Genomic DNA, 23,925 nt, shown 5'->3' with positions numbered 1-23,925 from the left:
AGTTCTGAACCGGGAGCGCTTCAAGCAGCGGCATGCGACCCCGCATGCGGCATCCCGGAGGATTCCATGACCGACCTGGTCATCCGCACGCTCACGGTGAGCGACGCCCACCTGTTCGACGAGCTTCCCGACCCGCTCGGCGCCCGCGAGGCCCACCGGCGCACCCGTTTCCGCCCCGACTGGAAGCGCGTCGCCCTGCGCGACGGCGAGGTCGTGGCACGCGGGGCGTGGTGGGGCGGGCCCGACGACCCGGAGCCCGTGAACATCAACTGGTTCGACGTGGCCGAGGGCGAGGAGGAGGCCGGAGCCGAACTGCTGCGCTCCGCGCCGCGACAGGTCGAGCTCGAGATCAACCTGCCCGGCGGCTGGCGTGACGACCCCGCCCTGCACGCGGCCGCCGAGACGCGCTTCACCGCCGCACGCGCCGCCGGCTACGAACTCCTGGTGGAGCGCTTCCTGTACCGCTGGACCCCTGACCGGGGCCTCCCCGGCCGCCCGGGCCGCCTGACCTTCCGCGCCGAACCCGACGACACCGTCTTCCTCGACGCGCTGCGCCGCATCCACTCCGCGACTCTGGACGCACACGCGCTCAAGGCCGTCGAGGAGGGCGGTCTCGACCGGGCGGCCCAGGAGGAGCTCGACTTCTTCCACTGGTGCCCGTCCCCGCGCGAGTGGTGGCAGACCGCGCACACCTCGGACGGCGCCCTGGCCGGAATCCACATCCCGGCCCACAACCCCTCGGGCCCGACGATCGCCTTCATCGGCGTCCTCCCGGAACACCGCGGCCACGGCTACGCCTACGACCTGCTCGTGGAATGCGCCCGTCACCTGGTGGAACAGGGAGCGGAACACATCAGCGCGGCGACGGACCGCGGCAACACCCCGATGGCCGCGTGCTTCGCGAAGGCGGGCTTCCCGGTCGTCAGGGAACGCGTCAACCTCCACCCGGCGACGGCGTTGGACCCGGCCGGCTGAGCACCGCAGTGGGTGAGGGCCCGAGGGCCGGCACCCACCGCGGAGCGACGAGTCGGCACTCCTGTAACGGATGCGGCGAGGCACAGCGAGGTACTGGCCGTATTCGCTGAGGTAGTCGTCGAGGAGTTCACGCAGTTTGCCGGCCTCTGCCGGGAGCGACGCCGAGAAGGAGCGAAACGGCTTCCCGAGTGGGAGAGAGGGCCCTCCGGAGGGCATGACCCGTGTACAACTCGTACCGCAGGAGGGCCTTGCCCGCCCCCGCCCGAGAGGAACCCCTGTGCACGATCTCGCCGACTCCGTCGAGTCGATGGAACAACTCGCCGCCGCCTGGCGGACCGTCGTGCTCGACCGTGACCCGGACGCCGACGTCCGTGACCTGCCCGGCATCGCCGTCCGGTGGGCCGACAGCCGGTTCGCCTTCTGGAACTGCGTCACCCTGACCGACGTCGGAGCCGGACCCGATCTCCTGGAGCGGCGCCTCAAGGAGGCCGCGGAGATCATGCGGGCGAAGAGCCGGCCCGGCTTCCTGTGGCTCTTCGAGGACCTCCTCGACGACGACGCGCGCGCCGCCCTGGACTCGGCCGCCGAAAAGGCCGGCCTCGCCTACGCCTTCCCCGGCACCGGCATGGCCGGCGACCTGCTGCCGCTCCCCGAACCGCACCATCCCGACCTGACGTTCGAGCGCGTGACCACCGAGGAGCAGCTGCGGGCCTACGCGGACGTCAACTCCCGCGCCTACGGCTTCCCGCTCGACGACGGCCGCGACGGCCTCACCGGCTCCACGCTGTGGAAGGACGGCATCCACGCCTACCTGGGCCTGCGGGACGGCACCGCCGTGGCCTGCGCCGCCACCGTGGAGACGCAGGGCCGTCTCTTCGTCCTGCTCGTCGCCACCGACCCGGAGCACCAGCGCCGGGGCTACGGCGAGGCCGTGACGCGCAAGGCACTGTACGAGGGCGCCCGCGCCACGGGAGCGACCCGCGCCACCCTGCACGCGACCGCCGCCGGGGCGCCCGTCTACCCCCGCATCGGCTTCCGGCCCAACTCCCCGATGCGGTTCTTCACTTCGGTGTCGTGATCCGGCGGGCCGGCAGTGGCCGCTAGTACACGACCTCCGGCGGCTGGTACGGCGTCCACCAGCTCAGCAAGCCCCATACACCGAAGGCGAGGGCGGCCACCGCCGGCACGACCGCGAGCCAGGGGCGACCCAGCACACGGAGGGCGAGGAGCCAGACCGCCGTGGGCAGGAGCGCACCTCCGGCGGCGATGAGGGGCAGGTCCACGTAGAGGACGCTGAGGTCGCGGTGCAGGCCCTCGAACCCGCCATGGACGCTGACCCTTGCCCTCGGCGCCCAGGCCAGCACGGCGGTGACGGCCCCCACGAACGCCAGGAGCAGGCCGGAGCAGCCGCGTGTGTGTTCCTTCATGCCCTGATCCGACGCGATCACCGCGCGGGCGGTTCCTCGGCACCCGTACGCGGCGTTCTTCCGTGGATTCTCCCGGACGGGGTCGCCTACTGCCGGTACCCGCTCAGGAAGCGGCCGATGCGGCCGATCGCCGCCTCCAGGTCCTCCGCGTGGGGGAGGGTGAGGATGCGGAAGTGGTCGGGGGAGGGCCAGTTGAAGCCGGTGCCCTGGACCACCTGGATCTTCTCCCTGAGCAGCAGGTCCAGGACGAACTTCTCGTCGTCGTGGATCTTGTGCACCTTCGGGTCCAGGCGCGGGAACGCGTACAGCGCGCCCTTCGGCTTCACGCAGCTCACGCCGGGGATGTCGTTCAGCTTCTCCCAGGCCACGTCCCGCTGTTCGCGCAGCCTGCCGCCCGGGGCGGTGAGGTCCCGGATGGACTGCCGGCCGCCCAGCGCGGCCTGGATGGCGTACTGCGCGGGCGCGTTGGCGCACAGCCGCATCGACGCCAGCATGGTCAGACCCTCGAGGTAGTCCTTCGCGTGCTGCTTCGGTCCGGTGACCACCAGCCAGCCCGAGCGGAAGCCCGCCACGCGGTACGTCTTGGACAGGCCGCAGAAGGTCAGCACGACCAGGTCGGGGGCGAGCGCGGCGGCCGAGTGGTGCACGGCGTCGTCGTACAGGATCTGGTCGTAGATCTCGTCCGCGAGGACCATCAGACCGTGGCGGCGGGCCAGGTCGAGGATGCCCTCGACGACCTCCTTCGGATACACCGCGCCCGTCGGGTTGTTGGGGTTGATGATGACGACCGCCTTGGTGCGGTCGGTGATCTTCGCGGCCATGTCGTCGAGGTCCGGGTACCAGTCGGACCGCTCGTCGCACAGGTAGTGCACCGCCTTGCCGCCCGCGAGGTTGGTCACCGCGGTCCACAGGGGGAAGTCCGGAGCGGGAACGAGGACTTCGTCGCCGTCCTCCAGCAGCGCCTGCACCGCCATGGACACCAGCTCGGAGACGCCGTTGCCGAGGAAGACGTCGTCGACGTCGACCTCCAGGCCGAGCGTCTGGTAGCGCTGGGCCACCGCGCGGCGGGCGGAGAGGATGCCGCGCGAGTCGGTGTAGCCGTGCGCCCGGGGGAGCATCCGGATCATGTCCTGGAGGATCTCCTCGGGCGCCTCGAAACCGAACAGGGCCGGGTTGCCGGTGTTCAGGCGCAGCACGCTGTGCCCCGCCTCCTCCAGCGCGTTGGCGTGCTCGATCACCGGGCCGCGGATCTCGTAACAGACCTCGCTGAGCTTGCTCGACTGCCGGAACTCCATGGGCCCCTCCGGTTTCTGGTGTTACTTGGTTTTACCAAGTGGCTGCTTGGAAAGTCCAACGACATGTCTAGACTGCGAGGCATGCCACCTCGCCGAAGCTACGACCAGTACTGCTCCGCCGCTCGCGCGCTCGACGTCGTCGGTGACCGCTGGACCCTGCTGATCGTCCGGGAACTGCTGGCCGGGCCGCGCCGCTACACGGACCTGCACGCGGACCTGCCGGGCGTCAGCACGGACGTACTGGCCTCACGGCTGAAGGACATGGAACGCGACGGCCTCACCACCCGCCGCCGCCTTCCGCCTCCCGGCGCGGCCTACGTCTACGAACTCACGCCCCGAGGAAGTGAGTTGCTGCCGGTACTCCAGGCGCTCGGGGCGTGGGGGCAGCCGGATCTCGGCGAACGCCGGCCGACCGACGCGGTCCGCGCCCACTGGTTCGCCCTGCCGCTGCTGCGTGAGCTGGAGGGCGACGGACTGGTCGAAGTGCGCCTGGACGAAGGCTGCTTCCACGTCCACGCGGGCGCGGCCGGCAGCCCGGTCTACGGCGACGGCCCCGCCCCCGCCGACCCGGACGCGGTCCTCACCCTCGACACCCCGACGTGCATCGGCCTCAGCCGGGGCGACCTGTCCCTCCCGGAGGCGATCCGGGAAGGCCGCGTCGAGGTCACCGGCGACAGTCCACTCGCCAAGCAGCTCAGGGAGCCGTGAGGGGCAGGCCCCGTACATGCTGTTCACCGCGGGAGAAGCACGCCAGGCCGACGCCCGCTCCAAGCGCACGCACGCGGCCTGGACGCGCGGAAGGCCCGCACCGGGCGGGCCTTCCGGACAGATGCCGAAGTGATGCCTACGCCCCCGGCGGGACGTGCCGCGGACGCCCCGGTCCCCGCGTCAGGCGGTAGCCGAGGACGCCCGACAGGGCCGCCAGCGCGCCGCCGATCGCCGTCCAGATCCAGCGGTCCGACCACCAGCCCGACGTCCAGCCGTCCTCCGGCTCCAGTTCGGCCAGCACGGTCCCCGGGCCGTCGACGGCCTTCGCCTTCTCCCAGGACCCGATACCCGGCACCAGCGGCTCGGACAGCGAGCCGTCGACCGCCACGGCGCCGCCCATGTCCTTGGACTCGACGCGCAGTTCGGCGTCGACCGGCTTGCCCAGGTCGTCCGCCGACAGCTTCAGCGCCGTCAGGCGCACGTAGTACGTGCCGGGCAGCGGATCGTTGGCCCACGGCTCCGACCAGGCGCGGACCGTGCGCAGCACGCACGCCAGTTCCACGCTCGCCGCGCCCGCCACGGCGGTGCGGGTCTGCGCGCCGTACTGGCAGGCCTGCCGGCGGCGCAGTCCGTCGTACACGTCGATCTGCCACGTCTGGGCGGCGTGGTCCTCCGGCAGCTTCACCGTCGCGCGGACGGTGGGCCGCTGACCGGCGTCCGCGGGGTACGACCAGTACAGGTAGTCACCCGTGGAGGCGCGCGCCGTGGCGGTCTGCCCCTGCTCGACCTCCGTCGCGGTGCGGAACGACGTCCCCGCGCGGGTGGGCCCGTCGCTGTCGCCGGAAGCCTCCGGGGACGGGGAGGAATCGGCCGCGGCGGGCGCGGCGGCCAGGCCCAGCAACAGCAGGGCGGCAGTCAGTACTCGTACGGCGCGCATCAGTTGGTCCTCCAGACGGCGACCCGCCAGCGAGACAGCCAGCCCCAGACGAGACCGGCGAGGAAGCCGGTCACGACCAGCGCGCCGAGCAGCCACCAGCCCCGGCCGAGGCCGTAGGAGGCGACGTCGGACGCGTTGTCCGGGCCGTCGACGACGTCGACCGTCAGCTCCAGCGGCAGACCGGGAGTGGTCTTCACCCCGGCATCCGCCGAGAAGGAGGTGGTCACTCCGAGGCACACCGTCTCCGCCGCGGGCTTGTCGCTGTCGTCGTCGTCACGCTCCGGCGCGGGGTAACGCAGGCCCGTGGACACCACGTCCGTACGGCCGTTGCCCGTGGCCTCACCGCGCACGATCTCCCGGCCGTGCACGGTGACCGCGCGCATCAGGATCCCGTAGTCGGGGCGCACCGCGCGGTCGGCGGCGACGCTCACCGAGGCGCGCAGCTCCTGCCCGGCGGGCAGGTCCACGCGGTACCAGCGCTGCTGGCCGAACTCCTCGCGGTCGGTGTAGAGACCGGACTGCAGCTCGGGCGCCGTGTCGCAGGAGCCGGCGCCCTCGACGGCCACCGGCGTCACCACCGGCTCGGCCGCCCGGTCCACCAACTCGTTCACGCGGTCGGTGAGTTCGTCCTGGTGCTCGATGGAGGTGTACGTGCCGCCCGTTGCCTCGGCGATGCAGCTGAGCTGCCGGCTCAGCTTGGCGTTCGGCACCAGGCCCAGCGTGTCGATGGTCAGGCCGATGCCCTTGGCCGCGATCTCGCGGGCCACCTCGCACGGGTCGAGCGGGGCGCAGGTGTCCTCGCCGTCGCTGATCAGCACGATCCGCTTCGAGCCGTCGCCCCCGTCGAGGTCGTCGGCCGCCTCGAGCAGCGCCGGGCCGATCGGGGTCCAGCCGGTCGGGACGAGGGTCGCCACCGCCGTCTTCGCCTCGGTGCGGTCCAGCGGACCGACCGGGTAGAGCTGCGCGGTGTCCTTGCAGCCCTCCTTGCGGTCGTCGCCGGGGTAGTCGGCGCCGAGGGTGCGGATGCCGAGCTGCACCTCCTCCGGCGTCGCGTCCAGCACCTCGTTGAACGCCTGCTTCGCCGCCGCCATCCGGGACTGGCCGTCGATATCCTTGGCGCGCATCGAGCCACTCACGTCGAGGACGAGGTCGACCTTTGGCGCGTTCTGGCCCGTGGGTTCTCCGGCTGCCGCCGCGGACGGGAAGGCGACCCCGGCCGTCAGGGCGGCGAGCAGGGCTATGGCGCCCGCCACCGGCCGTGTTCTTCTGATCATCGGCGGATCCTATTGATCAGGAACGCCGCACATCAAAACGGCCCGTCAGCTGGACCCGAAACGAAAGGGATTGGGCAGTTCCGCCCACTGGTCACCCCCCGTGCCCGGCGACAGCCGCATCAGCGTCAGCGCCTTCGCCGGCAGTGGTCCGCCGAGCAGCGACGAGAGGTCGCCGGTGCGCGGCAGATCCGGCGCGGCCTTCTCCAGCGCCGCCCGCAGGGCCGGACCCGACCCAGCCGCCCCGGCCAGCGCGCCCGCCACCAGTGCGCCGAACAGCTTGCGGCGCAACGCCAGGGGGTCGTCCGTGACCATGCGGGCCGGCACGTCCGGCACCGGGATGCCGTGCCGGGCCAGGCGCGCCGGCGAGAGGCGCAGATCGGCCAGGTCCCGGTACACCAGCCGTACCGGCTCCCCGTCCGGCGACAGCACCACGAGCAGGTTCTGACCGTGTGCCTCCAGTGCCACCCCCAGGTCCAGCAGCCGCAGCCCGACGGTGAGCGCCAGCCGGACGAGACGGGCCAGCCGCGCGGGGGAGCGGGTCAGGTCCGTGGCCGCCAGCGCCGCCACCGGCACCACCCGCTCCCCGGGGCCCGCGTACTGCTCCGGAGACTCGCGCAGCAGCGCCGTGAGGTCGGGTGTACCGGCCGCCACCGCGGCCGGCGTGCGGGTGATCCGCAGCAGCCCGCCCGTGCGCTCCGCCACCGCCTGCCCGAAGTCGGACAGGACCGCCGACGCGGCGACCGACCCCAGGGAGATGTCCCGCACCGAGGACGTCAGCCGGGCGCTCACCGCCGTCTTGACGTGCGGCCCGTCCGGCAGCGCGAGGGTGCGCAGCGCCATCAGCGGATGCGCCGCCAGCGCCCCCTCGCCGCCGACCCGAGCCGTCCCCTCGCCCCCGACCGGAGCGGTCCCCTCGCCCGCCCGCTTCAGCACGTGCGACGCCTGCCACGGATGCACCGGCACCAGCACCCGGTCCCCGTCCCGCAATCGGGCCGGCCACGCCCCCGACAGCAGACACTCCCCGGCCGGCACCGGAACCAGCGCCAGCTCCACGACCGGCCGGTGCTCGGGGCCGTACGCGAGCTGTTCGGCCACCGAGAAGCCGGGACGCGAACGGCAGTTCGGATGGAAGGGGTGCCCGTCGACCACCCGCTGCTCCCACTCCCAGTCCCGCACCGGCGCCGCGCCCCCGGGGCCCCCGAAGCCCCGCTGCCCCGCCCGCGACAGGGCCAACGAGGCCGTGGAGTGCCCCAGTTCGGCGGCGAACGAATCCGAGTGCGGCACCGCGAGGTCCGCCATCAGCCGCGCCGGACCGTCGTACTCCGTCCCGTCCAGCCGTACGGCGGTCACGCGGGCGTCCGTCGCGTACGGGTCCGACGCCGGACCCTCCAGCCGCCGCCCGTCCGCCAGCCGCAGCACCACCCCCGACCTGGTGACCTCCCGTCCGGTGATCCACGGCAGCGGGTCATGGGTCAGCCCCCGCCACAGCCGGGTCAGCACGGCCGCCCGCGCGCCGGGCAGCTCCTCCGTGTACGCCGTGAGGAGAGCGGGCCGCACGACGGCCAGCTCCTCGGCGATCTCGGCCTCGGCGGTGGAGGGACGCGGCACGGGCACACTCCTCGGATCGGCGGAAAGGTGGGACGTACGAGGGGACGATGCCAGACATACTGATCGTCTCCGCCGGACAGACGTAGGGAACCAGAACGCGTGGACCTCATGCCCCCGCCCGCAGACGACGACGCGGCGAGCCGCGAGGACCTGGCAGGGCGCGCCGACGCCCACGCGGCCGTGCCGCTGCTGAACTGCCTGCTGCGCGAAGTGGCCGAGCCCCTGCCCGGGCCCGCCCACCCGGACGGCGGCCCGCGCACCTACCGGCTGCCCCACAGTCGGCGGCTGCTGCGCGTACGCGGCGCCCGCCGTCCCACCGCGCCCGAGGTGCACACCGCCGGCTCCTGGCGCCGCCTCACCCACACGGAGCTGGTGAAACTCGTCGCTGAGGAACTCCGCCGGCACACCGGCCGGTCCAACCACGAGCTGCCCGCCGAGATGCTCGACAGCCGCGACGCCGTCGCCGCGCTGCTCGCCGCCCGCGACCGCGCCGACCCGCCCGACGACCTCTACCTGCGCTCCGAGCAGTCCCTGCTCACCGGCCACACCCACCACCCTGCCCCCAAGGCCCGCGGCGGCGGCCCCGCGGCCGCCTGGCTGCCGTACGCGCCCGAGGCCTACGCCCGCTTCCCGCTGGTCCTGCTGGGTGTGCGCGAGGACGCCTTGGTGGACGAGGGCGACACCGCCGCCCTGGACCGTCTCGGCGCCGCCCCTCCCGGCTACCGGCTGCTGCCCGCCCACCCCTGGCAGCTCGACCTGGCCGCCGACGACCTCGCCCCCGCGTTCGCCGACGGCCGTCTGCTGCGGCTCGGCGAGACGCCCTGGCCGGTGTGGCCCACGGCCGCCGTCCGCACCGTTTACGCGCCGGCCGAGGACCTCTTCCTCAAGTTCAGCCTCGACGTGCGCATCACCAACGACATCCGCCGCCTGTGGCGGCACGACCTGGCACGCCTGCGCGTCACCGACACCGCCGTACGGGACGCCTTCGAGGACGGCCCGGCGGGCGGCGTCTGGCTGAGCGACCGGGGGCACCGCACCGCGGACTTCGCCGTGGAGCAGCTCGCCGTGGTCGTCCGCGACGGGTTCCGCGACCGGCTGGTCCCGGGCGCCACCCCCTGCCTGGCCGCCGCCCTGGTGGAGGGCTTCGACGGTGACCCGCTCGCCGCCACCGGCCGTCCCGCCGCCTGGTGGGAGGCGTACCTGGCCCGGGTGGTGCCCCCGGCGCTCGCCGCCTTCCACCGGCACGGCGTCGTCCTGGAGGCACACCTGCAGAACACGCTGATCGCCGTCGACGCCGACGGCATGCCGGTGCAGGCCCTCTACCGCGACGCGGAGGGCGTGAAACTGCTCGCGTCCCCGCACCGCCCCGACGGCCCGCCCACGGTGACACGGGAGGCCGGGTGGGAGCGGCTGGTGTACTGCCTGGTCGTCAACCACCTCGCGGAGATCGCCGCCGCCCTCGCCGACCGCCACCCCGGCCTCGACCCCTGGCCCGCGGTCCGCCGCGAACTGGCGCGCCACGACCTGCCCGAGATCCCCGCCCTGCTGACCGCGCCCTCCCTGCCCGCCAAGACCAACCTCCTCCTGCGCTGGACCGCGGCCGACGGCGCCGACGCCCGCTACCGGCCGCTGCCCAACCCGCTGTCCGGCCCGCCGCACGACCGGTGAGGTCCCCTCCGGCCGGTGAGCGTCTCCCGGACGGTGTGCGCCCTCCCGGGCGGTGAGCGCCGCCCGGACGCTGTGCGCGCTCCCGGACGGTGAGCGTCTCCCGGACGGTGAGCGTCTCCCGGACGGGGCACGACAGGAGGCGACGGCCGCCCGGATGTCCCAGACTCGGCACAGGGGCGCAAGGCCCCCGGGCGGACCGCCGTCCGACCGTGCCCGGAGGAGGCCGGCCCGTGCATGACGTGCCGTTCTGGCTGTGGATCGTGTTCGTCGTCATCGTCGTCGCGTCCCTCGCGGTCGACCTGTTCGCACACCGCTCGGCGCATGTCATCGAATTCCGGGAGGCGGCGGCCTGGAGCGCCGGGTGGATCGGTCTGGCCATCCTCTTCGGCGGGGTGGTCTTCCTCGTCGTCGGCACCGACGCGGGCGTGGAGTACACCACCGCCTGGCTGCTGGAGAAGAGCCTGTCCGTCGACAACCTCTTCGTCTTCGCCCTGATCTTCAGCTACTTCCAGGTGCCGCGCGCCTACCAGCACCGCGTGCTGTTCCTCGGCGTCCTGGGCGCCCTGGTCTTCCGCGGCCTGTTCCTCGCCGCCGGTGTGGCCGTGGTCAGCCGCTTCACCGCCGTGCTGTACGTCTTCGCCGCGATCCTCTTCTGGAGCACTTACAAGATCCTCAAGGGGGAGGACGAGAGCTTCGACCCGGGGAAAAGCGTCGCCGTCCGGCTGCTGCGCAAGGTCGTCCCCGTCCGGGACGAGTACGCGGGCCCGCACTTCTTCGTGAAGGAGGCGGGCAAACGGGTGGCGACCCCGCTGCTCGCGGTCGTCGCCGCCATCGAGGCCGCCGACCTGGTCTTCGCCGTCGACAGCGTGCCCGCCGTCCTCGCCGTCAGCAGCGACGTCTTCATCGTCTACACCAGCAACGCCTTCGCCATCCTCGGCCTGCGCGCCCTGTACTTCATGCTGGCCGGACTGCTCGACCGCTTCCACTACCTGAGCGTCGGCCTCGCGCTGATCCTCGGCTTCATCGGCGTCAAGCTCGTCCTCCAGGCGACCCACGAGACCGTCAGCACCGCCGTTCCCGAGATCCCGTCCCTGGTCAGCCTGGCCGTCATCGTCGTCGTCCTGGCCGTGTCGATCGCGGTGAGCGTGCTGCGGCCACCGGTCGAGAAGGATGAAACTGGGTAAAGCGGGCGTAAAGTGGACGTATGAGTAGCGACCGCAAGCGCGACGGAACCCGGCCCACCGAACTGTTGTGCGCTTCGTGCGGCAGGCCGGTGGAGACCGTTGTCACCCGGCACAAGACCTTCGGCATCAACGTCCCGCAGTGGCGGGCCGGCCCCTGCCGCAACCCCGACTGCGCCGATTACGTCCCCGAGATGGTCCCGGCGGACACCCTCCGCCGTCACGAGCAGGGGGAGCGGCGGGCGGAGGAACGCCGTAAGGAGGCAGGTCCGTCCGCCTGACCGTCCCCGCCGCCGCCCATCCGCGCGCGGTTAGGATTCCTGTCCGACGTCGTACGAGGATGGGGTGGCCCGGAGCATGCTGAAGCAGGTCACCGCCACCCGTTACGTCGAGCCCCTGCACTCCGGGGGCTCCGTGCCGGGCGTCGTCGAGGCGGACGACCTGGGCACGTACGTCGTCAAGTTCACCGGCTCGGCGCAGGGCCGCAAGGCGCTGGTCGCCGAGGTGATCGTCGGCGAGCTGGCGCGGGCGCTCGGGCTGCGCTTCCCGGAGCTGGTGCTGGTGCGCTTCGACCCGGCGATCGCCGCGGAAGAGCCCCACCAGGAGGTGCGCGAGCTGCACGCCTCCAGCGCCGGGATCAACCTCGGCATGGACCACCTGCCGGGAGCGCGCGACCTCACCCCCGAGGCGGCCGAGACCTTCGCCGTCGGCCCGCTGGAGGCCGGGCGGATCGTGTGGCTCGACGCGCTCACCGCGAACGTCGACCGCACCGTGCACAGCTCCAACCTGCTCCTGTGGCCGACCCTCGGCGTCGCCCCGCCCCGGCTGTGGCTGATCGACCACGGCGCGGCACTCGTCTTCCACCACCGCTGGGACGCCGGCGACCCGACGAAGGCGTACGACTTCCGCCACCACGCCCTCGGCCGGTACGGGCCCGACGTGCGCGCCGCCGACGCGGAGCTCGCGCCCCGGGTGACGGAGGATCTGCTGCGGTCGATCGTGGACGAGGTGCCCGACGCATGGCTGGACGGCGAGCCGGGGTTCGGCTCGCCCGAGGCGGTCCGTGCGGCGTACGTGGACCACCTGCACGCGCGGGTACGGGCGTCCGGCGCGTGGCTGCCTCTCGACTTCCCCACGGCCGACCAGATCGCCGCGGAGAACGCCCTCCGCGCGGCACGGACGCAGCAGGGCCGCCCGGCCTGGCTCAAGCAGGTGCCCGACCTGCACGGCCGGCCGGCGGTGGAGCAGGACGGGACGGTGCACCTGCGATGACGGCCGGAGCGCGGCGCGTGGAGATCGAGTACTGCACCCGGTGCCGCCGGCTGCCTGGCCGGCGCAGGAGCCGCTGACCACCCCGAGCGGGAACTGACCGAGCCGGCGCTCAAGCCGGGCACCGGCGGCGTGTTCGTGGTGAGGATGGGGGCGAGGTCGTCCGGGACCGGCGCGAGCGGGGCTTCCCGGAGCCCACGGCGGTGAAGCAGGCCGTGCGCGACCGAGTGGCCCAGGGAAGACCCCTGGGCCACTCGGAGGTGCGAACCGCCAGGACGGGCTGCCTCAGCCCTTCAGCTGCTCGTACGCCGGCAGCGTCAGGAAGTCCGCGTAGTCCTCGTCGAGGGCGACCTTCAGCAGCAGGTCGTGCGCCTGCTGCCAGTTGCCCGCCGTGAACGCCTCGTCGCCGATCTCCGCGCGGATGTCTGCCAGTTCCTCGGCGGCGACCTTGCGGGCCAGCTCGGCGGTGACCCGCTCGCCGTTGTCGAGCACCACGCCCGCGTTGATCCACTGCCAGATCTGGGAGCGGGAGATCTCCGCGGTGGCCGCGTCCTCCATCAGGTTGAAGATCGCCACCGCGCCCAGGCCGCGCAGCCACGCCTCGATGTAACGGATGCCGACCTGCACGGCGTTGACCAGTCCCGCGTAGGTGGGCTTCGCGTCGAGCGAGCCGATCGCGATCAGGTCCTCGGCCTTGACGTCGACGTCCTCGCGCAGCCGGTCCTTCTGGTGCGGCCTGTCGCCGAGCACCCGGTCGAAGGACTCCATCGCGATCGGCACCAGGTCCGGGTGGGCGACCCAGGAGCCGTCGAAACCGTCGTCCGCCTCGCGGTCCTTGTCCGCCTTCACCTTCTCGAAGGCGACCTTGTTGACCTCCTCGTCCCGGCGCGACGGGATGAACGCCGCCATGCCGCCGATCGCGTGCGCGCCGCGCTTGTGGCAGGTGCGGACGAGGAGTTCGGTGTACGCCCGCATGAACGGGGCGGTCATCGTCACCGCGTTGCGGTCCGGCAGCACGAACTCGGCCCCGCCGTCACGGAAGTTCTTGACGATGGAGAACAGGTAGTCCCAGCGGCCCGCGTTCAGCCCGGAGGCGTGGTCGCGCAGCTCGTAGAGGATCTCCTCCATCTCGTACGCGGCCGTGATCGTCTCGATGAGGACCGTGGCGCGGACGGTGCCCCGCGGGATGCCCAGGTGGTCCTGCGCGAACACGAACACGTCGTTCCACAGCCGCGCCTCGAGGTGCGACTCCGTCTTCGGCAGGTAGAAGTACGGTCCCTTGCCGAGGTCGAGCAGCCGCTTGGCGTTGTGGAAGAAGTACAGGCCGAAGTCGACCAGCGCGCCGGGCACCGGGGTGCCGTCCGGGCCGGTCAGGTGACGCTCGTCCAGGTGCCAGCCGCGCGGGCGCATGACGACCGTCGCCAGCTCCTCGTCCGGACGCAGGGCGTACGTCTTGCCGGTGCGCTCGTCGGTGAAGTCGATGCTGCGGGTGTACGCGTCGATCAGGTTGAGCTGGCCGGTGACCACGTTCTCCCAGGTGGGCGCGGACGCGTCCTCGAAGTCCGCGAGCCACACCTTCGCACCGGAGTTGAGCGCGTTGATGGTCATCTTGCGGTCGGTCGGGCCGGTGATCTCGACGCGGCGGTCCTCCAGGGCCGGCGGGGCCGGGGCGACCTTCCAGGAGTCGTCGGCGCGGATCGCTGCCGTCTCCGGGAGGAAGTCGAGGGTGGAGGTGCGGGCGATCCCGGCGCGGCGCTCCGCGCGCCGCGCGAGCAGCTCGTCACGCCGGGGCGTGAACCGCCGGTGCAGCTCCGCCAGGAAGGCGAGGGCCGTCTCGGAGAGGACCTCGTCCTGCCGCGGCAGGGGCTCGGCGTCGACGATGGCCAGCGGGGACGGCGCTGGTGCGGACATCAGCTGTCACTTCCTTCGGCGTGCGGGGGGCACCGGGTGCCGGGCGACCCGGGTAGGGCGGGAGAGGCCCCTGCGCCGGGCACAGGGCTTCTGATCAGTGGATAGTAGTTTCCTCATAGTGGAAGTTCAATGATTTGTTGATGTCGAGAGTCCTCATTCAAGGTGCGCCAGATCCGCCTCCGTGTCGATGTCGTACGCCTCCGCGACGTCGCCGCACTCGACCAGTTCCACGGCCTCCGCGTGCTCCTTGAGATAGGCGCGTGCCCCCCGGTCGCCGGTGGCGGTCGCGGCGATTCCCGCCCAGTGTCCGGAGCCGAACAGCACCGGATGGCCGCGGACGCCGTCGTACGCCGCCGAGACCAGCGAGCGCGGCGACCGGTGAGCGCGCCGCACCCGGTCCACCGCCTCCGGGCCGATCCCCGGCTGGTCCACCAGCAGCACCAGTGCCGCCGGCGCGCCCGTGCCGGCGAGCGCGTCGAGACCGGCCCGCAGGGACGTGCCCATGCCGTGCTCCCAGTCCGGGTTGTCCACGAGCACGCAGTCCCGCAGCGCGGCGCGGGCGCGCACCTCCTCGGCACGGGCCCCCAGCACCACGTGCACGCTCGCGCATCCGCCCGCGCGCAGCACCTCCGCGGCGTGCTCCACGAGGAGCCGCCCCCGGTGGGGGAGCAGGGCCTTGGGGCGCCCGCCGAGCCGGCGCCCGCCGCCGGCCGCCAGCAACAGGCCGGCCACCCGGTTCTCGTCGTCCGTCATGCGTCCTGCATACCCCACTCGAAGCCGCCCGTCCGGACGCCCGGCGGAAAGGTGCCTCGGGCCACGGTGTCACGCTGTGGAACAAGTCGATGACGCAGCGGACTGGCGCAAAGGCCCCGGGGTGGCGTTTACTGGCGCGCACCGGTCCGCGGGGGCGCGTCGGGCCGGTCAGGGGAGGCGCACGACGACCTGCCAGGGGGAGGACCGTGTTGCGAGGCGTGGACCAGAGGTGTGTGCCCGGCAGTCAGGTGGATCCGCGTGTGGCGGAGCTGCGCTCCGCCGTGGCCCGGTTACGCCGCCAACTGGCCGCACACCGTGCAGAGTTCCGGGACCGGACCATCGCGGAGGAGGCACTCGCCACGCTGGCCGGACTGGCCGCCGCCGACCGTCCCGACATCCCGATGCTGCGCCGGTCCCTGCTGCTCGTCGCCGGTGCCATCGGTTCGGTGAGCGCGCTGGGGGACGGGCTGCGTCAACTCCGCGAGGCGGTCGACCTCTTCGGGACGTCACCTCGGGCGTGACGTACAGGTGTTCGGGGCGTGGGCCCGGCGGGTGATTCGTGCGGCGCGCCTCTGACGCAGGGTGAGCGCGGCATGCCCACGGGCCGGGTGTGGGCGGTGCGGGTGCCCCGGCCTCGAGGCGGTCGTGGCGTGTCCGCACCCGGCGCAGCCGCGACGCGCTCGGCGCGACCCGCGGCGGCACGCCCTCAGGCCGCCGGACCTCCCGGATTCGCCAGTGCCTCCGACAGTTCGCGCGCGATCTCCTGGAGCACCGGCACGATCCGCTCCGTCGCCGGCTCCGTGACGCGGCCCGCCGGGCCCGAGATGGAGACGGCCGCCGCCGTGGGCGCGTCCGGCACGGGGACCGCCAGGCAGCGCACGCCGATCTCCTGCTCGTTGTCGTCGACGGCGTACCCCTGCCGGCGCACCTCCTCCAGCGCGGCGAGGAAGCCCTCGGGCGTGGTGATGGTCTTCTCCGTGGCCGCGGGCATGCCGGTGCGGCCCAGCAGTGCCCGCACCTCCTCCGGCGGGAACCCGGCCAGCAGCGCCTTGCCGACGCCCGTGGAGTGCGGCAGCACGCGCCGGCCGACCTCGGTGAACATCCGCATCGAGTGCTTCGACGGCACCTGCGCCACGTACACGATCTCGTCCCCGTCCAGCAGGGCCATGTTCGCCGTCTCGCCGGTCTCCTCCACCAGCCGCGCCAGATACGGCCGCGCCCAGGTGCCCAGCAGCCGGGACGCCGACTCGCCGAGGCGGATCAGGCGCGGCCCGAGCGCGTACCGCCGGTTGGGCTGCTGGCGCACGTAGCCGCAGGCGACCAGCGTGCGCATCAGGCGGTGGATCGTCGGCAGCGGCAGACCGCTGCTGGCGGACAGCTCGCTCAGGCCGACCTCGCCGCCCGCGTCCGCCATCCGCTCCAGCAGGTCGAAGGCGCGCTCGAGGGACTGCACGCCGCCACTGGCGGCGGGCCGGGCGGAGTCGGTGGTGCTGGCGCTGGACGTCGGCACGGCGCGTTCCTTTCGGGGCTGGCAGGAGGTCAGAAGCCTACCCGGCGGCCGGTCGGCGATCCGCTTGTGCGGAGCTACGTTCTGTGTGACGGAATTGTAATTTCGCTTTGTGGAAACGTCCAGAGATCGCGCTCGCGTCGCCGTGCCGACCGGAGCACCCTTGACGCGGTGAGGCCCGAGGGCAACACTCCTTCAACAGAACGTTGAATTTTCCGGCGGACCTGCAGGAGGCTCCGGGTGCCCGACGTCCAACTGGTGCTTCGCTCGACCCGCGTCGTCACCCCCGAGGGGATGCGCGCCGCGTCCGTCGCCGTGGCCGACGGCACCGTCACGGCCGTCCTGCCCCACGACGCGCCCGTCCCCGACGGCGCCCGCCCGGAGGACCTCGGCGACGACGTCCTGCTGCCCGGCCTCGTCGACACCCACGTGCACGTCAACGACCCCGGCCGCACCGAGTGGGAGGGCTTCTGGACCGCCACCCGCGCGGCCGCCGCCGGCGGCATCACCACGCTGGTCGACATGCCGCTCAACTCCCTCCCGCCCACCACGACGGTCGACCACCTGCGCGTCAAACGGAAGACGGCCGCCGACAAGGCGCACATCGACGTCGGCTTCTGGGGCGGAGCCCTCCCCGGCAACGTGTCCGACCTGCGCCCGCTGCACGAGGCGGGGGTCTTCGGCTTCAAGGCGTTCCTGTCGCCGTCCGGCGTCGACGAGTTCCCCCACCTCGACGACGACCACCTCGCGCGCGCACTGCGGGAGATCGCCTCCTTCGACGGCCTGCTGATCGTGCACGCCGAGGACCCGCACCAACTCGCAGGCGCCCCGCAGCGCGGTGGCCCCCGCTACGCGGACTTCCTCGCCTCCAGGCCTCGCCGCGCCGAGGACTCCGCCATCGCGCGACTCCTCGGACAGGCCCGGCGGTTCGACGCCCGCGTGCACGTCCTCCACCTCTCCTCCGCCGACGCGCTGCCGCTGCTCGCCGAGGCCAAGGCGGACGGCGTCCGCGTCACCGTCGAGACCTGCCCCCACTACCTCACCCTCACGGCGGAGGAAGTACCGGACGGCGCGAGCGAGTTCAAGTGCTGCCCGCCCATCCGCGAGGCCGCCAACCAGGACCTGCTGTGGCAGGCCCTGGCCGACGGCACCGTCGACTGCGTCGTCACCGACCACTCCCCGTCCACCGCCGACCTGAAGACGGACGACTTCGCGACCGCCTGGGGCGGCATCTCCGGCCTCCAGCTCAGCCTCCCGGCCGTCTGGACCGAGGCCCGCAGGCGCGGCCACACCCTGGAGGACGTGGTCCGCTGGACGGCGACGCGCACGGCCCGGCTGGCCGGCCTCGAGGCACGCAAGGGCGCCATCGCGCCCGGCCACGACGCCGACTTCGCCGTCCTCGCCCCCGACGAGACCTTCACCGTCGACCCGGCCGCCCTCCAGCACCGCAACCGCGTGACCGCCTACGCCGGACGCACCCTCCACGGCGTCGTCAGGTCCACCTGGCTGCGCGGCGAACGCGTCATGGCCGACGGGAAGTTCACCGCACCGAAGGGCCGCCTGCTCACCCGGCCCTGAACCGACACCGAAAGGCAGGACCACATCACCGTGACGGCGATCGAGACCTTCACCGGCGACGCCAGCCCCTACGGCGGCGGCGACCCGTACGCGGACTACCGCACCGCCGACTTCCCCTTCACCCACCTCGCCGACCTCGCCGACCGCCGGCTCGGCGCCGGTGTCATCGCCGCCAACGACGAGTTCTTCGCCCAGCGCGAGAACCTCCTGCTGCCCGGCCGCCCCGTCTTCGACCCCGAACGCTTCGGCCACAAGGGCAAGATCATGGACGGCTGGGAGACCCGGCGGCGGCGCGGCGTCTCGGCCGGCCACCCCTGGCCCGCCGACGACGACCACGACTGGGCGCTGATCCGTCTCGGCACGCCCGGAGTCGTCCGCGGCATCGTCGTCGACACCGCCCACTTCCGCGGCAACTACCCGCAGGCGGTGTCGGTCGAGGGCACCGCCGTGGACGGCTCCCCGGCGCCCGAGGAGCTGCTCTCCGACGACGTGAAGTGGACGACGCTGGTGCCGCGCACCCGGATCGGCGGCCACGCGGCCAACGGCTTCGACGTCACCGCCGAACAGCGCTTCACCCACCTGCGCCTCAACCAGCACCCCGACGGCGGCATCGCGCGCCTGCGCGTCCACGGCGAAGTCGTCCCCGACCTGGCCTGGCTCACCGCGCTCGGTACCTTCGACGTCGTCGCCCTGGAGAACGGCGGCCGCGTCGAGGACGCCTCCGACCGCTTCTACTCGCCCGCCGCCAACACCATCCGGCCCGGCCGCTCCCGGAAGATGGACGACGGCTGGGAGACCCGGCGGCGCCGCGACTACGGCCACGACTGGATCACGTACCGCCTGGTCGCCCAGTCGCAGGTCCGCGCCCTGGAGATCGACACGGCCTACCTCAAGGGCAACGCGGCCGGCTGGGCGTCGGTGTCCGTGCGGGACGGGGAGGACGGCGACTGGCGGGAGATCCTGCCCCGCACCCGCCTCCAGCCCGACACCAACCACCGCTTCGTCCTCCCGGACCCGGCGGTGGGCACCCACGCGCGCGTGGACATCCACCCCGACGGCGGCATCTCCCGCCTGCGCCTCCTCGGCACCCTGACGGACCGGGGGACGGCGGCGCTGGAGGCTCGGAGGCAGGAACTCGGGGGCTGAACCCCGCGCCGGGCGCCCGTCGTCGGGACGGCGGGCGCCCGCCGTCCGGAAGCGGGGCGCCCCAGGGTCCGGTCAGGCCGCGTGACCGCCGTCCACCGCCACCCCCGCGCCTGTCACGTACGCGGCGCCCGCGAGGTGGACGATGGTCTCCGCCACCTCCTTCGCCGTACCGAACCTGCCCAGCGCGGTGTCCGCCGCCTGGCCGGCCGCGTAGGGGCCGTCGGCCGGATTCATCTCCGTGTCGGTCGGCCCCGGATGGACGATGTTCGCGGTGATCCCGCGCTCGCCCAGCTCCCGCGCCAGCGCCTTGGTGAGCCCCACCAGCGCCGCCTTGCTCATCGCGTAGAGGGTCCCGCCTGGGCCCGGCACCCGCTGCGTCATGCACGAGCCGACGGTGACGATCCGGCCCCCCGGCGGTAGCACCGCGGCCGCCGCGCGCGAGGTGAGGAAGACACCGCGCACGTTCACCGCGAGCACCCGGTCGACATCGGCGGGGGAGAGGGACTCCAGCGGGCCGAGCAGGCCGATGCCCGCGTTGTTCACCAGCACGTCAAGCCGGCCCAGTTCCCGCACGGCCGCGGTCACCGCCGAGGCCGCCTCCTGCGGGTCGCCGGCGTCGGCGCGCAGGGCCACCGCGCGGCGCCCCAGCGCCTCGACGGACCGTACGACCTCCCCCGCCGCCTCCTTGCCGCTCACGTACGTCACCGCGACGTCCGCGCCCTCCCGGGCGAGCCGCAGCGCCGTCGCGGCGCCGATGCCGCGGCTGCCGCCGGTCACCAGCGCCACCCGGCCGAGCATGGTCTTTTCCGTGATCTCTGTGGTCATACGTCCATCTCAGCGGCCGGCACGGCAGCGCGCTGGCGGCGATCGGACGTCGACCCGTCACGCCGTCACCCGGTCGCGCCTCCGCGTTCACGTCACGGGAAACTCATCGGACCACACCGAAAAATCCATGTACTTGACATTGACATGCCAGTGTCTACGCGCGTCATCATGGGGTATGCGATTCCCCCCACGAGCGGCCCGGTCCGGGGCCGCAGCAGCCCTTCTGTCCGTCCTTCTGCTGGGCGGCGGCGGAGCGTTCTCCGCCCCGGCGGCCCACGCCGCCCCCGCCCTCCCTGCCGCCGCGCCCGCCGCGCCGTCCGTCCTGGCGGTCGGCGACATCTGCTACGGCGACCTGCCGTCCGAGGCGCACGACACCCTCGACCTGATCGAACAGGGCGGCCCGTTCCCGTTCGAGCAGGACGGCACGGTCTTCCAGAACAGGGAGGGCATCCTCCCCGGCCGGAGCACCGGTTACTACCACGAGTACACGGTGATCACGCCCGGTTCCCCCACCCGTGGCGCCCGCCGGATCGTGACAGGTGAGGAGTACCAGGAGGACTACTACACCGCCGACCACTACGCCTCGTTCGACCTGGTCGACCACTCCTGCTGACCGGTCGTCGGTTCCTGGCCGGTCGTAGGTTCCTGACCGACCGTCGGTTCCCGGCCGGACGGCGGCTCAGCCGCCGGGCTTCCGGGTCTCCGCGACGGCGAACAGGGCGATGCCCGTCACCAGCAGGGCGACGCTCGCGTAGATCTCGTACCCGTCGAGGAACCCGGTCCGCCGCACCAGGCCCCAGTTCCAGTCGGTGAACTCCGTCACCAGACCGGCCACGCCCTGCAGCACGGCCACGAACCCCACGATCTCCAGCAGCTTCTTCATGCCCCCGACTCTCGCCCCGCGGACCCCCCACCCACATCGGCCGCGGGGCGAGGCCTTTACGACCGAGGGGGACGGCCTCCGGCATCCGGGACGCCGAAAGTCTGAGGTCCTCCGACTTTCGTCGACGATTCCGCCCTGGAGGGGCCGCACCCGGGCACCCCTGCATAGATTTGTCGACCGTGACCGATGACAAGGCGGCGAGGACCGCACCCGTGTACACGGGGCCCAGGTGGTTCTTCCCGTCCGCACTCATCCACGAGCTGGACCCCGACGCGAGCCGCTCCGGCCGCCGCCCAAGGCGCACCGCCCGCGACTGGGTCGTCGACTTCGCCTGCTTCCTGCTCGCCGTGCTGATCGGACTGCTCGGCGCCGAGACGCTGCAGAATGCCGATCTCCCGCGGGCGCTGAGCGCCGCCGACCAGATGCTCGGCGCGCTGTCCTGCGCCGCGCTCTGGCTGCGCCGCCGGTGGCCGTTCGCCCTGGCCGCCGCCATGGTGCCGGTCAGCTTCGTCTCCGAGACCTCCGGCGGGGTCGCGGTCATCGCCCTGTTCACCCTCGCCGTGCACCGGCCCTTCCGGTACGTGGCCTGGGTGGCCGGAGCGCAGTTGGCACTGGTGCCGCTGTACTTCTGGTGGCGCCCCGACCCCGACCTGCCGTACGCCGCCGTGGTCGTCCTCTTCGTCGTGCTGACGGTCGCCGTCGTCGGCTGGGGCATGTTCGTCCGGTCCAAGCGGCAGCTCATGCTCAGCCTGCGGGACCGGGCCCGGCGTGCCGAGAGGGAGGCGCGGCTGCGGGCCGAACAGGCGCAGCGGCTCGCCCGCGAGGCCATTGCGCGGGAGATGCACGACGTGCTGGCGCACCGGCTGACGCTGCTCAGCGTGCACGCGGGCGCTCTGGAGTTCCGGCCCGACGCCCCGCGCGACGAGGTCGCGCGGGCGGCCGGCGTGATCCGGGAGAGCGCCCACGAGGCACTCCAGGATCTACGGGAGATCATCGGGGTGCTGCGGACCGGCGACAGCGAGGACGCGGGGCGTCCGCAGCCGACGCTGGCGGCGCTGGACACCCTTGTCGCCGAGTCGCGTCAGGCGGGCATGAAGGTCACCCTGGACCAGCGTGTCACCGACGCCGCCTCCGTCCCGGCCTCCGTCGGCCGCACCGCCTACCGCATCGCCCAGGAGGGCCTGACCAACGCCCGCAAACACGCCCCCGGCACGGAGGTCACCGTCTCCGTGGCCGGCGGCCCGGGCGAGGACCTCACGGTCACGGTCCACAACCCCGCCCCGGAAGGCGAGGTCCCGCCCGTCCCCGGCGCGGGCCAGGGCCTGATCGGCCTGACGGAGCGAGCGACGCTGGCAGGCGGCACCTTGAAACACGGCCCGACGCCGGACGGCGGCTTCGAAGTGCAGGCGTGCCTGCCATGGCGCTAGCAACCAGAGCCGCGGGCACGCGCGGCCGCCCCGGCAGTCCGGGCGCGGCGGCCCAGCCCTCGCCTACCGCGGGCACGCGCGGCTTCCTCGGGGGTGCGGGCGCGGCGGCCCAGCTCTCGCCTACCGCGGGCACGCGCGGCCGCCCCGGCAGTCGGGGCGCGGCGGCCCAGCCCTCGCCTACCGCGGGCACGCGCGGCTTTCTCGGGGGTGCGGGCGCGGCGGCCCGGCGCTCACCGACCGCGGGCAGTCGTGCCGCCAGGGGCGGCACGGGTGGGCGCGGCGGCACCTCGCGAGCGCCGAGCAGCGCGGACACCCCCCGGCCCGCACCAATGCCGTTGCGAACTGCGGGCCGTACGGCACCCCCACCGCGTGTCCTCCTCCACCCCGCCACCATGATTACGTACGGTCCATGACCGCCATCAAAGTGCTCCTCGTGGACGACGACCCCCTCGTCCGCGCCGGCCTCTCCTTCATGCTGGGCGGCGCCGACGACATCGAGATCGTCGGGGAGGCCGCCGACGGCGCGGAGGTCACCGCACTCGTCGACCGCACCCGCCCGGACGTCGTCCTCATGGACATCCGCATGCCCTCCGTCGACGGCCTCACCGCCACCGAGACGCTGCGCGCCCGCGACGACGCCCCGCAGGTCGTCGTGCTCACCACCTTCCACGCCGACGACCAGGTCCTGCGCGCGCTCCGCGCGGGCGCGGCCGGCTTCGTGCTGAAGGACACCCCGCCCGCCGAGATCGTCGCCGCGGTACGCCGCGTCGCGGCCGGCGACCCGGTGCTGTCGCCCGCGGTCACCCGGCAGCTGATGGCCCACGCCGCCGGCGACCCGGGACCGGGCGACACCCGGCGCTCCCGCTCCCGCGACCGCGTCGCCGCCCTCAACGACCGCGAACGGGAGGTCGCCGTGGCCGTCGGCCGGGGCCTCGCCAACGCGGAGATCGCCGCCGAGCTGTACATGAGCGTGGCCACCGTCAAGACGCACGTCTCGCGCATCCTGGCCAAGCTCGGCCTGAACAACCGTGTCCAGATCGCGCTGCTCGCCCACGACGCGGGCCTGCTGGAGGAAACCGACACCCCGTGACGCCCACCACGACCCCGCAGCCCGGGCCCAGGCCCGAACTCGATCTCGCCGCCGCGCAACGGCTGCTGGAGGCCCAGCCGTTCAGCAGGCTCCTCGGCGCCCGTGTCACCGCCTTCGGCGACGGCGGGGCCACCCTGGAGATCGACATCCGGGAGGACCTGCACCAGCAGAACGGCTTCCTGCACGGCGGCGTCCTCGCCTACGCCGCCGACAACGCGCTCACCTTCGCCGCCGGCGCGGTCCTCGGCCCGTCCGTGCTGACCGGGGGCTTCTCCGTCCAGTACCTGCGTCCCGCCACCGGCCGCACCCTCCGCGCCCGCGCCACCGTCGTCCACGCGGGCAGACGCCAGGCGGTCACCCGCTGCGACCTCCTCACGGTGACGGAGGACGACGAGGAGACCCTGTGCGCGGTGGCGCAGGGGACCGTCCTCCCGGTGACGACCCGCTCGTCATGAAGCAATGA

24 protein-coding genes and 1 pseudogene are annotated in these 23,925 nt (G+C 73.2%); 15 read left to right on the top strand and 10 right to left on the bottom strand.

The genetic code is table 11. The features are described from left to right. Nucleotides 1–66: 66 nt before the first annotated feature. Nucleotides 67–975: a GNAT family N-acetyltransferase gene (locus ACF1AG_RS06540; protein WP_359599577.1), complete on the top strand. Its 909-nt coding sequence runs from the start codon at nucleotides 67–69 to the stop codon at nucleotides 973–975. Nucleotides 976–1,252: 277 nt separating this feature from the next. After that, on the top strand, nucleotides 1,253–2,053 hold the full coding sequence (locus tag ACF1AG_RS06535) for a GNAT family N-acetyltransferase (RefSeq protein ID WP_359599578.1): 801 nt from the start codon (nucleotides 1,253–1,255) through the stop codon (nucleotides 2,051–2,053). Between the two features lie 22 nt (nucleotides 2,054–2,075). On the opposite strand, the gene ACF1AG_RS06530 is transcribed toward ACF1AG_RS06535, so the two are convergent. Both ACF1AG_RS06530 and ACF1AG_RS06525 read right to left on the bottom strand, forming a co-directional pair. Beyond that, nucleotides 2,076–2,402, bottom strand: coding sequence for a hypothetical protein (locus ACF1AG_RS06530; RefSeq protein WP_359599579.1), 327 nt, complete (start codon nucleotides 2,400–2,402; stop codon nucleotides 2,076–2,078). A gap of 86 nt (nucleotides 2,403–2,488) precedes the next feature. Further along, entirely contained in the window at nucleotides 2,489–3,697 is a 1,209-nt protein-coding gene (locus tag ACF1AG_RS06525) for a pyridoxal phosphate-dependent aminotransferase (protein WP_359599580.1), read from the bottom strand. Between the two features lie 81 nt (nucleotides 3,698–3,778). On the opposite strand from ACF1AG_RS06525, the gene ACF1AG_RS06520 reads away from it, so the two are divergent. Continuing rightward, nucleotides 3,779–4,405: a winged helix-turn-helix transcriptional regulator gene (locus ACF1AG_RS06520; protein ID WP_359599582.1), complete on the top strand. Its 627-nt coding sequence runs from the start codon at nucleotides 3,779–3,781 to the stop codon at nucleotides 4,403–4,405. Nucleotides 4,406–4,541: 136 nt separating this feature from the next. Here the strand turns inward: ACF1AG_RS06520 and ACF1AG_RS06515 are convergent, their stop codons facing one another. Genes ACF1AG_RS06515 through ACF1AG_RS06505 form a run of 3 tightly spaced genes read right to left on the bottom strand, consistent with a single transcriptional unit; the run spans nucleotide 4,542 to nucleotide 8,224 of the window. After that, entirely contained in the window at nucleotides 4,542–5,342 is an 801-nt protein-coding gene (locus tag ACF1AG_RS06515; protein WP_359599584.1) for a hypothetical protein, read from the bottom strand. After that, nucleotides 5,342–6,616 (bottom strand): VWA domain-containing protein, encoded by a 1,275-nt coding sequence (locus tag ACF1AG_RS06510; protein ID WP_359599586.1) that lies wholly within the window; start codon nucleotides 6,614–6,616, stop codon nucleotides 5,342–5,344. The genes ACF1AG_RS06515 and ACF1AG_RS06510 overlap by 1 nt, the downstream gene beginning before the upstream one ends. Nucleotides 6,617–6,661: 45 nt before the next feature. Beyond that, nucleotides 6,662–8,224, bottom strand: a complete 1,563-nt coding sequence (locus ACF1AG_RS06505; protein ID WP_359599588.1) for an IucA/IucC family siderophore biosynthesis protein — start codon at nucleotides 8,222–8,224, stop codon at nucleotides 6,662–6,664. A gap of 108 nt (nucleotides 8,225–8,332) precedes the next feature. On the opposite strand from ACF1AG_RS06505, the gene ACF1AG_RS06500 reads away from it, so the two are divergent. From ACF1AG_RS06500 to ACF1AG_RS06480, 5 genes and pseudogenes are all read left to right on the top strand, one after another. Then, the gene (locus ACF1AG_RS06500) at nucleotides 8,333–9,892 is read left to right on the top strand and encodes an IucA/IucC family protein (RefSeq protein ID WP_359599659.1); all 1,560 of its coding nucleotides are present in this window, start codon (nucleotides 8,333–8,335) and stop codon (nucleotides 9,890–9,892) included. 230 nt (nucleotides 9,893–10,122) lie between these two features. Continuing rightward, a complete protein-coding gene (locus tag ACF1AG_RS06495; RefSeq protein WP_359599590.1) occupies nucleotides 10,123–11,076 on the top strand; it encodes a TerC family protein in 954 nt (317 codons plus the stop codon). 20 nt (nucleotides 11,077–11,096) lie between these two features. Next, the gene (locus ACF1AG_RS06490) at nucleotides 11,097–11,354 is read left to right on the top strand and encodes a hypothetical protein (RefSeq protein ID WP_359599591.1); all 258 of its coding nucleotides are present in this window, start codon (nucleotides 11,097–11,099) and stop codon (nucleotides 11,352–11,354) included. A gap of 76 nt (nucleotides 11,355–11,430) precedes the next feature. Continuing rightward, complete coding sequence (locus tag ACF1AG_RS06485) at nucleotides 11,431–12,345, top strand: HipA family kinase (RefSeq protein WP_359599592.1); 915 nt, start codon at nucleotides 11,431–11,433, stop codon at nucleotides 12,343–12,345. Further along, nucleotides 12,342–12,602 (top strand): annotated as a pseudogene (locus ACF1AG_RS06480) (SelT/SelW/SelH family protein); the annotation flags it as partial. The gene ACF1AG_RS06485 and the pseudogene ACF1AG_RS06480, both read left to right, overlap by 4 nt. A 25-nt stretch (nucleotides 12,603–12,627) precedes the next feature. Here the strand turns inward: ACF1AG_RS06480 and aceB are convergent. Both aceB and ACF1AG_RS06470 read right to left on the bottom strand, forming a co-directional pair. Next, nucleotides 12,628–14,253, bottom strand: coding sequence for a malate synthase A (gene aceB / locus ACF1AG_RS06475; protein ID WP_359599593.1), 1,626 nt, complete (start codon nucleotides 14,251–14,253; stop codon nucleotides 12,628–12,630). A 153-nt stretch (nucleotides 14,254–14,406) separates the two neighbouring features. Further along, nucleotides 14,407–15,006, bottom strand: a complete 600-nt coding sequence (locus tag ACF1AG_RS06470; RefSeq protein WP_359599595.1) for a nucleotidyltransferase family protein — start codon at nucleotides 15,004–15,006, stop codon at nucleotides 14,407–14,409. Between the two features lie 260 nt (nucleotides 15,007–15,266). On the opposite strand from ACF1AG_RS06470, the gene ACF1AG_RS06465 reads away from it, so the two are divergent. Then, nucleotides 15,267–15,527: a DUF5955 family protein gene (locus ACF1AG_RS06465; RefSeq protein WP_387795324.1), complete on the top strand. Its 261-nt coding sequence runs from the start codon at nucleotides 15,267–15,269 to the stop codon at nucleotides 15,525–15,527. Nucleotides 15,528–15,712: 185 nt separating this feature from the next. Here the strand turns inward: ACF1AG_RS06465 and ACF1AG_RS06460 are convergent, their stop codons facing one another. After that, complete coding sequence (locus tag ACF1AG_RS06460) at nucleotides 15,713–16,516, bottom strand: IclR family transcriptional regulator (protein WP_359599599.1); 804 nt, start codon at nucleotides 16,514–16,516, stop codon at nucleotides 15,713–15,715. A 237-nt stretch (nucleotides 16,517–16,753) separates the two neighbouring features. Between ACF1AG_RS06460 and allB the strand changes: the two genes are divergently transcribed. Then, nucleotides 16,754–18,091, top strand: a complete 1,338-nt coding sequence (gene allB, locus ACF1AG_RS06455; RefSeq protein ID WP_359599600.1) for an allantoinase AllB — start codon at nucleotides 16,754–16,756, stop codon at nucleotides 18,089–18,091. Nucleotides 18,092–18,121: 30 nt separating this feature from the next. Continuing rightward, nucleotides 18,122–19,237 carry an allantoicase gene (gene alc, locus ACF1AG_RS06450; RefSeq protein WP_359599601.1) on the top strand — a complete coding sequence of 372 codons (1,116 nt, stop codon included), beginning with the start codon at nucleotides 18,122–18,124 and terminating at the stop codon, nucleotides 19,235–19,237. Between the two features lie 72 nt (nucleotides 19,238–19,309). On the opposite strand, the gene ACF1AG_RS06445 is transcribed toward alc, so the two are convergent. After that, the gene (locus tag ACF1AG_RS06445) at nucleotides 19,310–20,062 is read right to left on the bottom strand and encodes an SDR family oxidoreductase (RefSeq protein WP_359599602.1); all 753 of its coding nucleotides are present in this window, start codon (nucleotides 20,060–20,062) and stop codon (nucleotides 19,310–19,312) included. A 175-nt stretch (nucleotides 20,063–20,237) separates the two neighbouring features. On the opposite strand from ACF1AG_RS06445, the gene ACF1AG_RS06440 reads away from it, so the two are divergent. Next, nucleotides 20,238–20,675 (top strand): ribonuclease domain-containing protein, encoded by a 438-nt coding sequence (locus ACF1AG_RS06440; protein WP_359599603.1) that lies wholly within the window; start codon nucleotides 20,238–20,240, stop codon nucleotides 20,673–20,675. A 66-nt stretch (nucleotides 20,676–20,741) separates the two neighbouring features. Here ACF1AG_RS06440 and ACF1AG_RS06435 read toward each other — a convergent pair whose 3' ends face one another. After that, the gene (locus ACF1AG_RS06435) at nucleotides 20,742–20,945 is read right to left on the bottom strand and encodes a hypothetical protein (protein WP_359599605.1); all 204 of its coding nucleotides are present in this window, start codon (nucleotides 20,943–20,945) and stop codon (nucleotides 20,742–20,744) included. A 179-nt stretch (nucleotides 20,946–21,124) separates the two neighbouring features. Here ACF1AG_RS06435 and ACF1AG_RS06430 point away from each other — a divergent pair, with 179 nt between their 5' ends. The 3 genes from ACF1AG_RS06430 (at nucleotide 21,125) to ACF1AG_RS06420 (ending at nucleotide 23,917) form a co-directional block, all read left to right on the top strand. Next, a complete protein-coding gene (locus ACF1AG_RS06430) occupies nucleotides 21,125–22,372 on the top strand; it encodes a histidine kinase (RefSeq protein WP_359599607.1) in 1,248 nt (415 codons plus the stop codon). 409 nt (nucleotides 22,373–22,781) lie between these two features. Next, nucleotides 22,782–23,462 carry a response regulator transcription factor gene (locus ACF1AG_RS06425; RefSeq protein WP_359599609.1) on the top strand — a complete coding sequence of 227 codons (681 nt, stop codon included), beginning with the start codon at nucleotides 22,782–22,784 and terminating at the stop codon, nucleotides 23,460–23,462. After that, the gene (locus ACF1AG_RS06420) at nucleotides 23,459–23,917 is read left to right on the top strand and encodes a PaaI family thioesterase (RefSeq protein WP_391809389.1); all 459 of its coding nucleotides are present in this window, start codon (nucleotides 23,459–23,461) and stop codon (nucleotides 23,915–23,917) included. Before ACF1AG_RS06425 ends, ACF1AG_RS06420 begins: the two co-directional genes overlap by 4 nt. Nucleotides 23,918–23,925: the final 8 nt, after the last annotated feature.

Source organism: Streptomyces sp. NPDC014764 (assembly GCF_043082785.1).
In the GTDB taxonomy this organism is placed as follows: Bacteria; Actinomycetota; Actinomycetes; order Streptomycetales; family Streptomycetaceae; genus Streptomyces; species Streptomyces althioticus.
Note: the sequence above shows the minus strand (reverse complement) of the source record. Positions and strands in the feature narration are given on the sequence as shown.

Bases quoted from the DNA above. Each gene is read 5' to 3' on its own strand.
- ACF1AG_RS06425 (WP_359599609.1), top strand. From the start codon at position 22,782: ATGACCGCCATCAAAGTGCTCCTCGTGGACGACGACCCCCTCGTCCGC.
- ACF1AG_RS06515 (WP_359599584.1), bottom strand. From the start codon at position 5,342: ATGCGCGCCGTACGAGTACTGACTGCCGCCCTGCTGTTGCTGGGCCTG.
- ACF1AG_RS06510 (WP_359599586.1), bottom strand. From the start codon at position 6,616: ATGATCAGAAGAACACGGCCGGTGGCGGGCGCCATAGCCCTGCTCGCC.
- ACF1AG_RS06500 (WP_359599659.1), top strand. From the start codon at position 8,333: ATGCCCCCGCCCGCAGACGACGACGCGGCGAGCCGCGAGGACCTGGCA.
- ACF1AG_RS06530 (WP_359599579.1), bottom strand. From the start codon at position 2,402: ATGAAGGAACACACACGCGGCTGCTCCGGCCTGCTCCTGGCGTTCGTG.
- ACF1AG_RS06520 (WP_359599582.1), top strand. From the start codon at position 3,779: ATGCCACCTCGCCGAAGCTACGACCAGTACTGCTCCGCCGCTCGCGCG.
- ACF1AG_RS06440 (WP_359599603.1), top strand. From the start codon at position 20,238: ATGCGATTCCCCCCACGAGCGGCCCGGTCCGGGGCCGCAGCAGCCCTT.
- ACF1AG_RS06445 (WP_359599602.1), bottom strand. From the start codon at position 20,062: ATGACCACAGAGATCACGGAAAAGACCATGCTCGGCCGGGTGGCGCTG.
- ACF1AG_RS06525 (WP_359599580.1), bottom strand. From the start codon at position 3,697: ATGGAGTTCCGGCAGTCGAGCAAGCTCAGCGAGGTCTGTTACGAGATC.
- aceB (WP_359599593.1), bottom strand. From the start codon at position 14,253: ATGTCCGCACCAGCGCCGTCCCCGCTGGCCATCGTCGACGCCGAGCCC.
- ACF1AG_RS06435 (WP_359599605.1), bottom strand. From the start codon at position 20,945: ATGAAGAAGCTGCTGGAGATCGTGGGGTTCGTGGCCGTGCTGCAGGGC.
- ACF1AG_RS06485 (WP_359599592.1), top strand. From the start codon at position 11,431: ATGCTGAAGCAGGTCACCGCCACCCGTTACGTCGAGCCCCTGCACTCC.
- ACF1AG_RS06470 (WP_359599595.1), bottom strand. From the start codon at position 15,006: ATGACGGACGACGAGAACCGGGTGGCCGGCCTGTTGCTGGCGGCCGGC.
- ACF1AG_RS06540 (WP_359599577.1), top strand. From the start codon at position 67: ATGACCGACCTGGTCATCCGCACGCTCACGGTGAGCGACGCCCACCTG.
- ACF1AG_RS06490 (WP_359599591.1), top strand. From the start codon at position 11,097: ATGAGTAGCGACCGCAAGCGCGACGGAACCCGGCCCACCGAACTGTTG.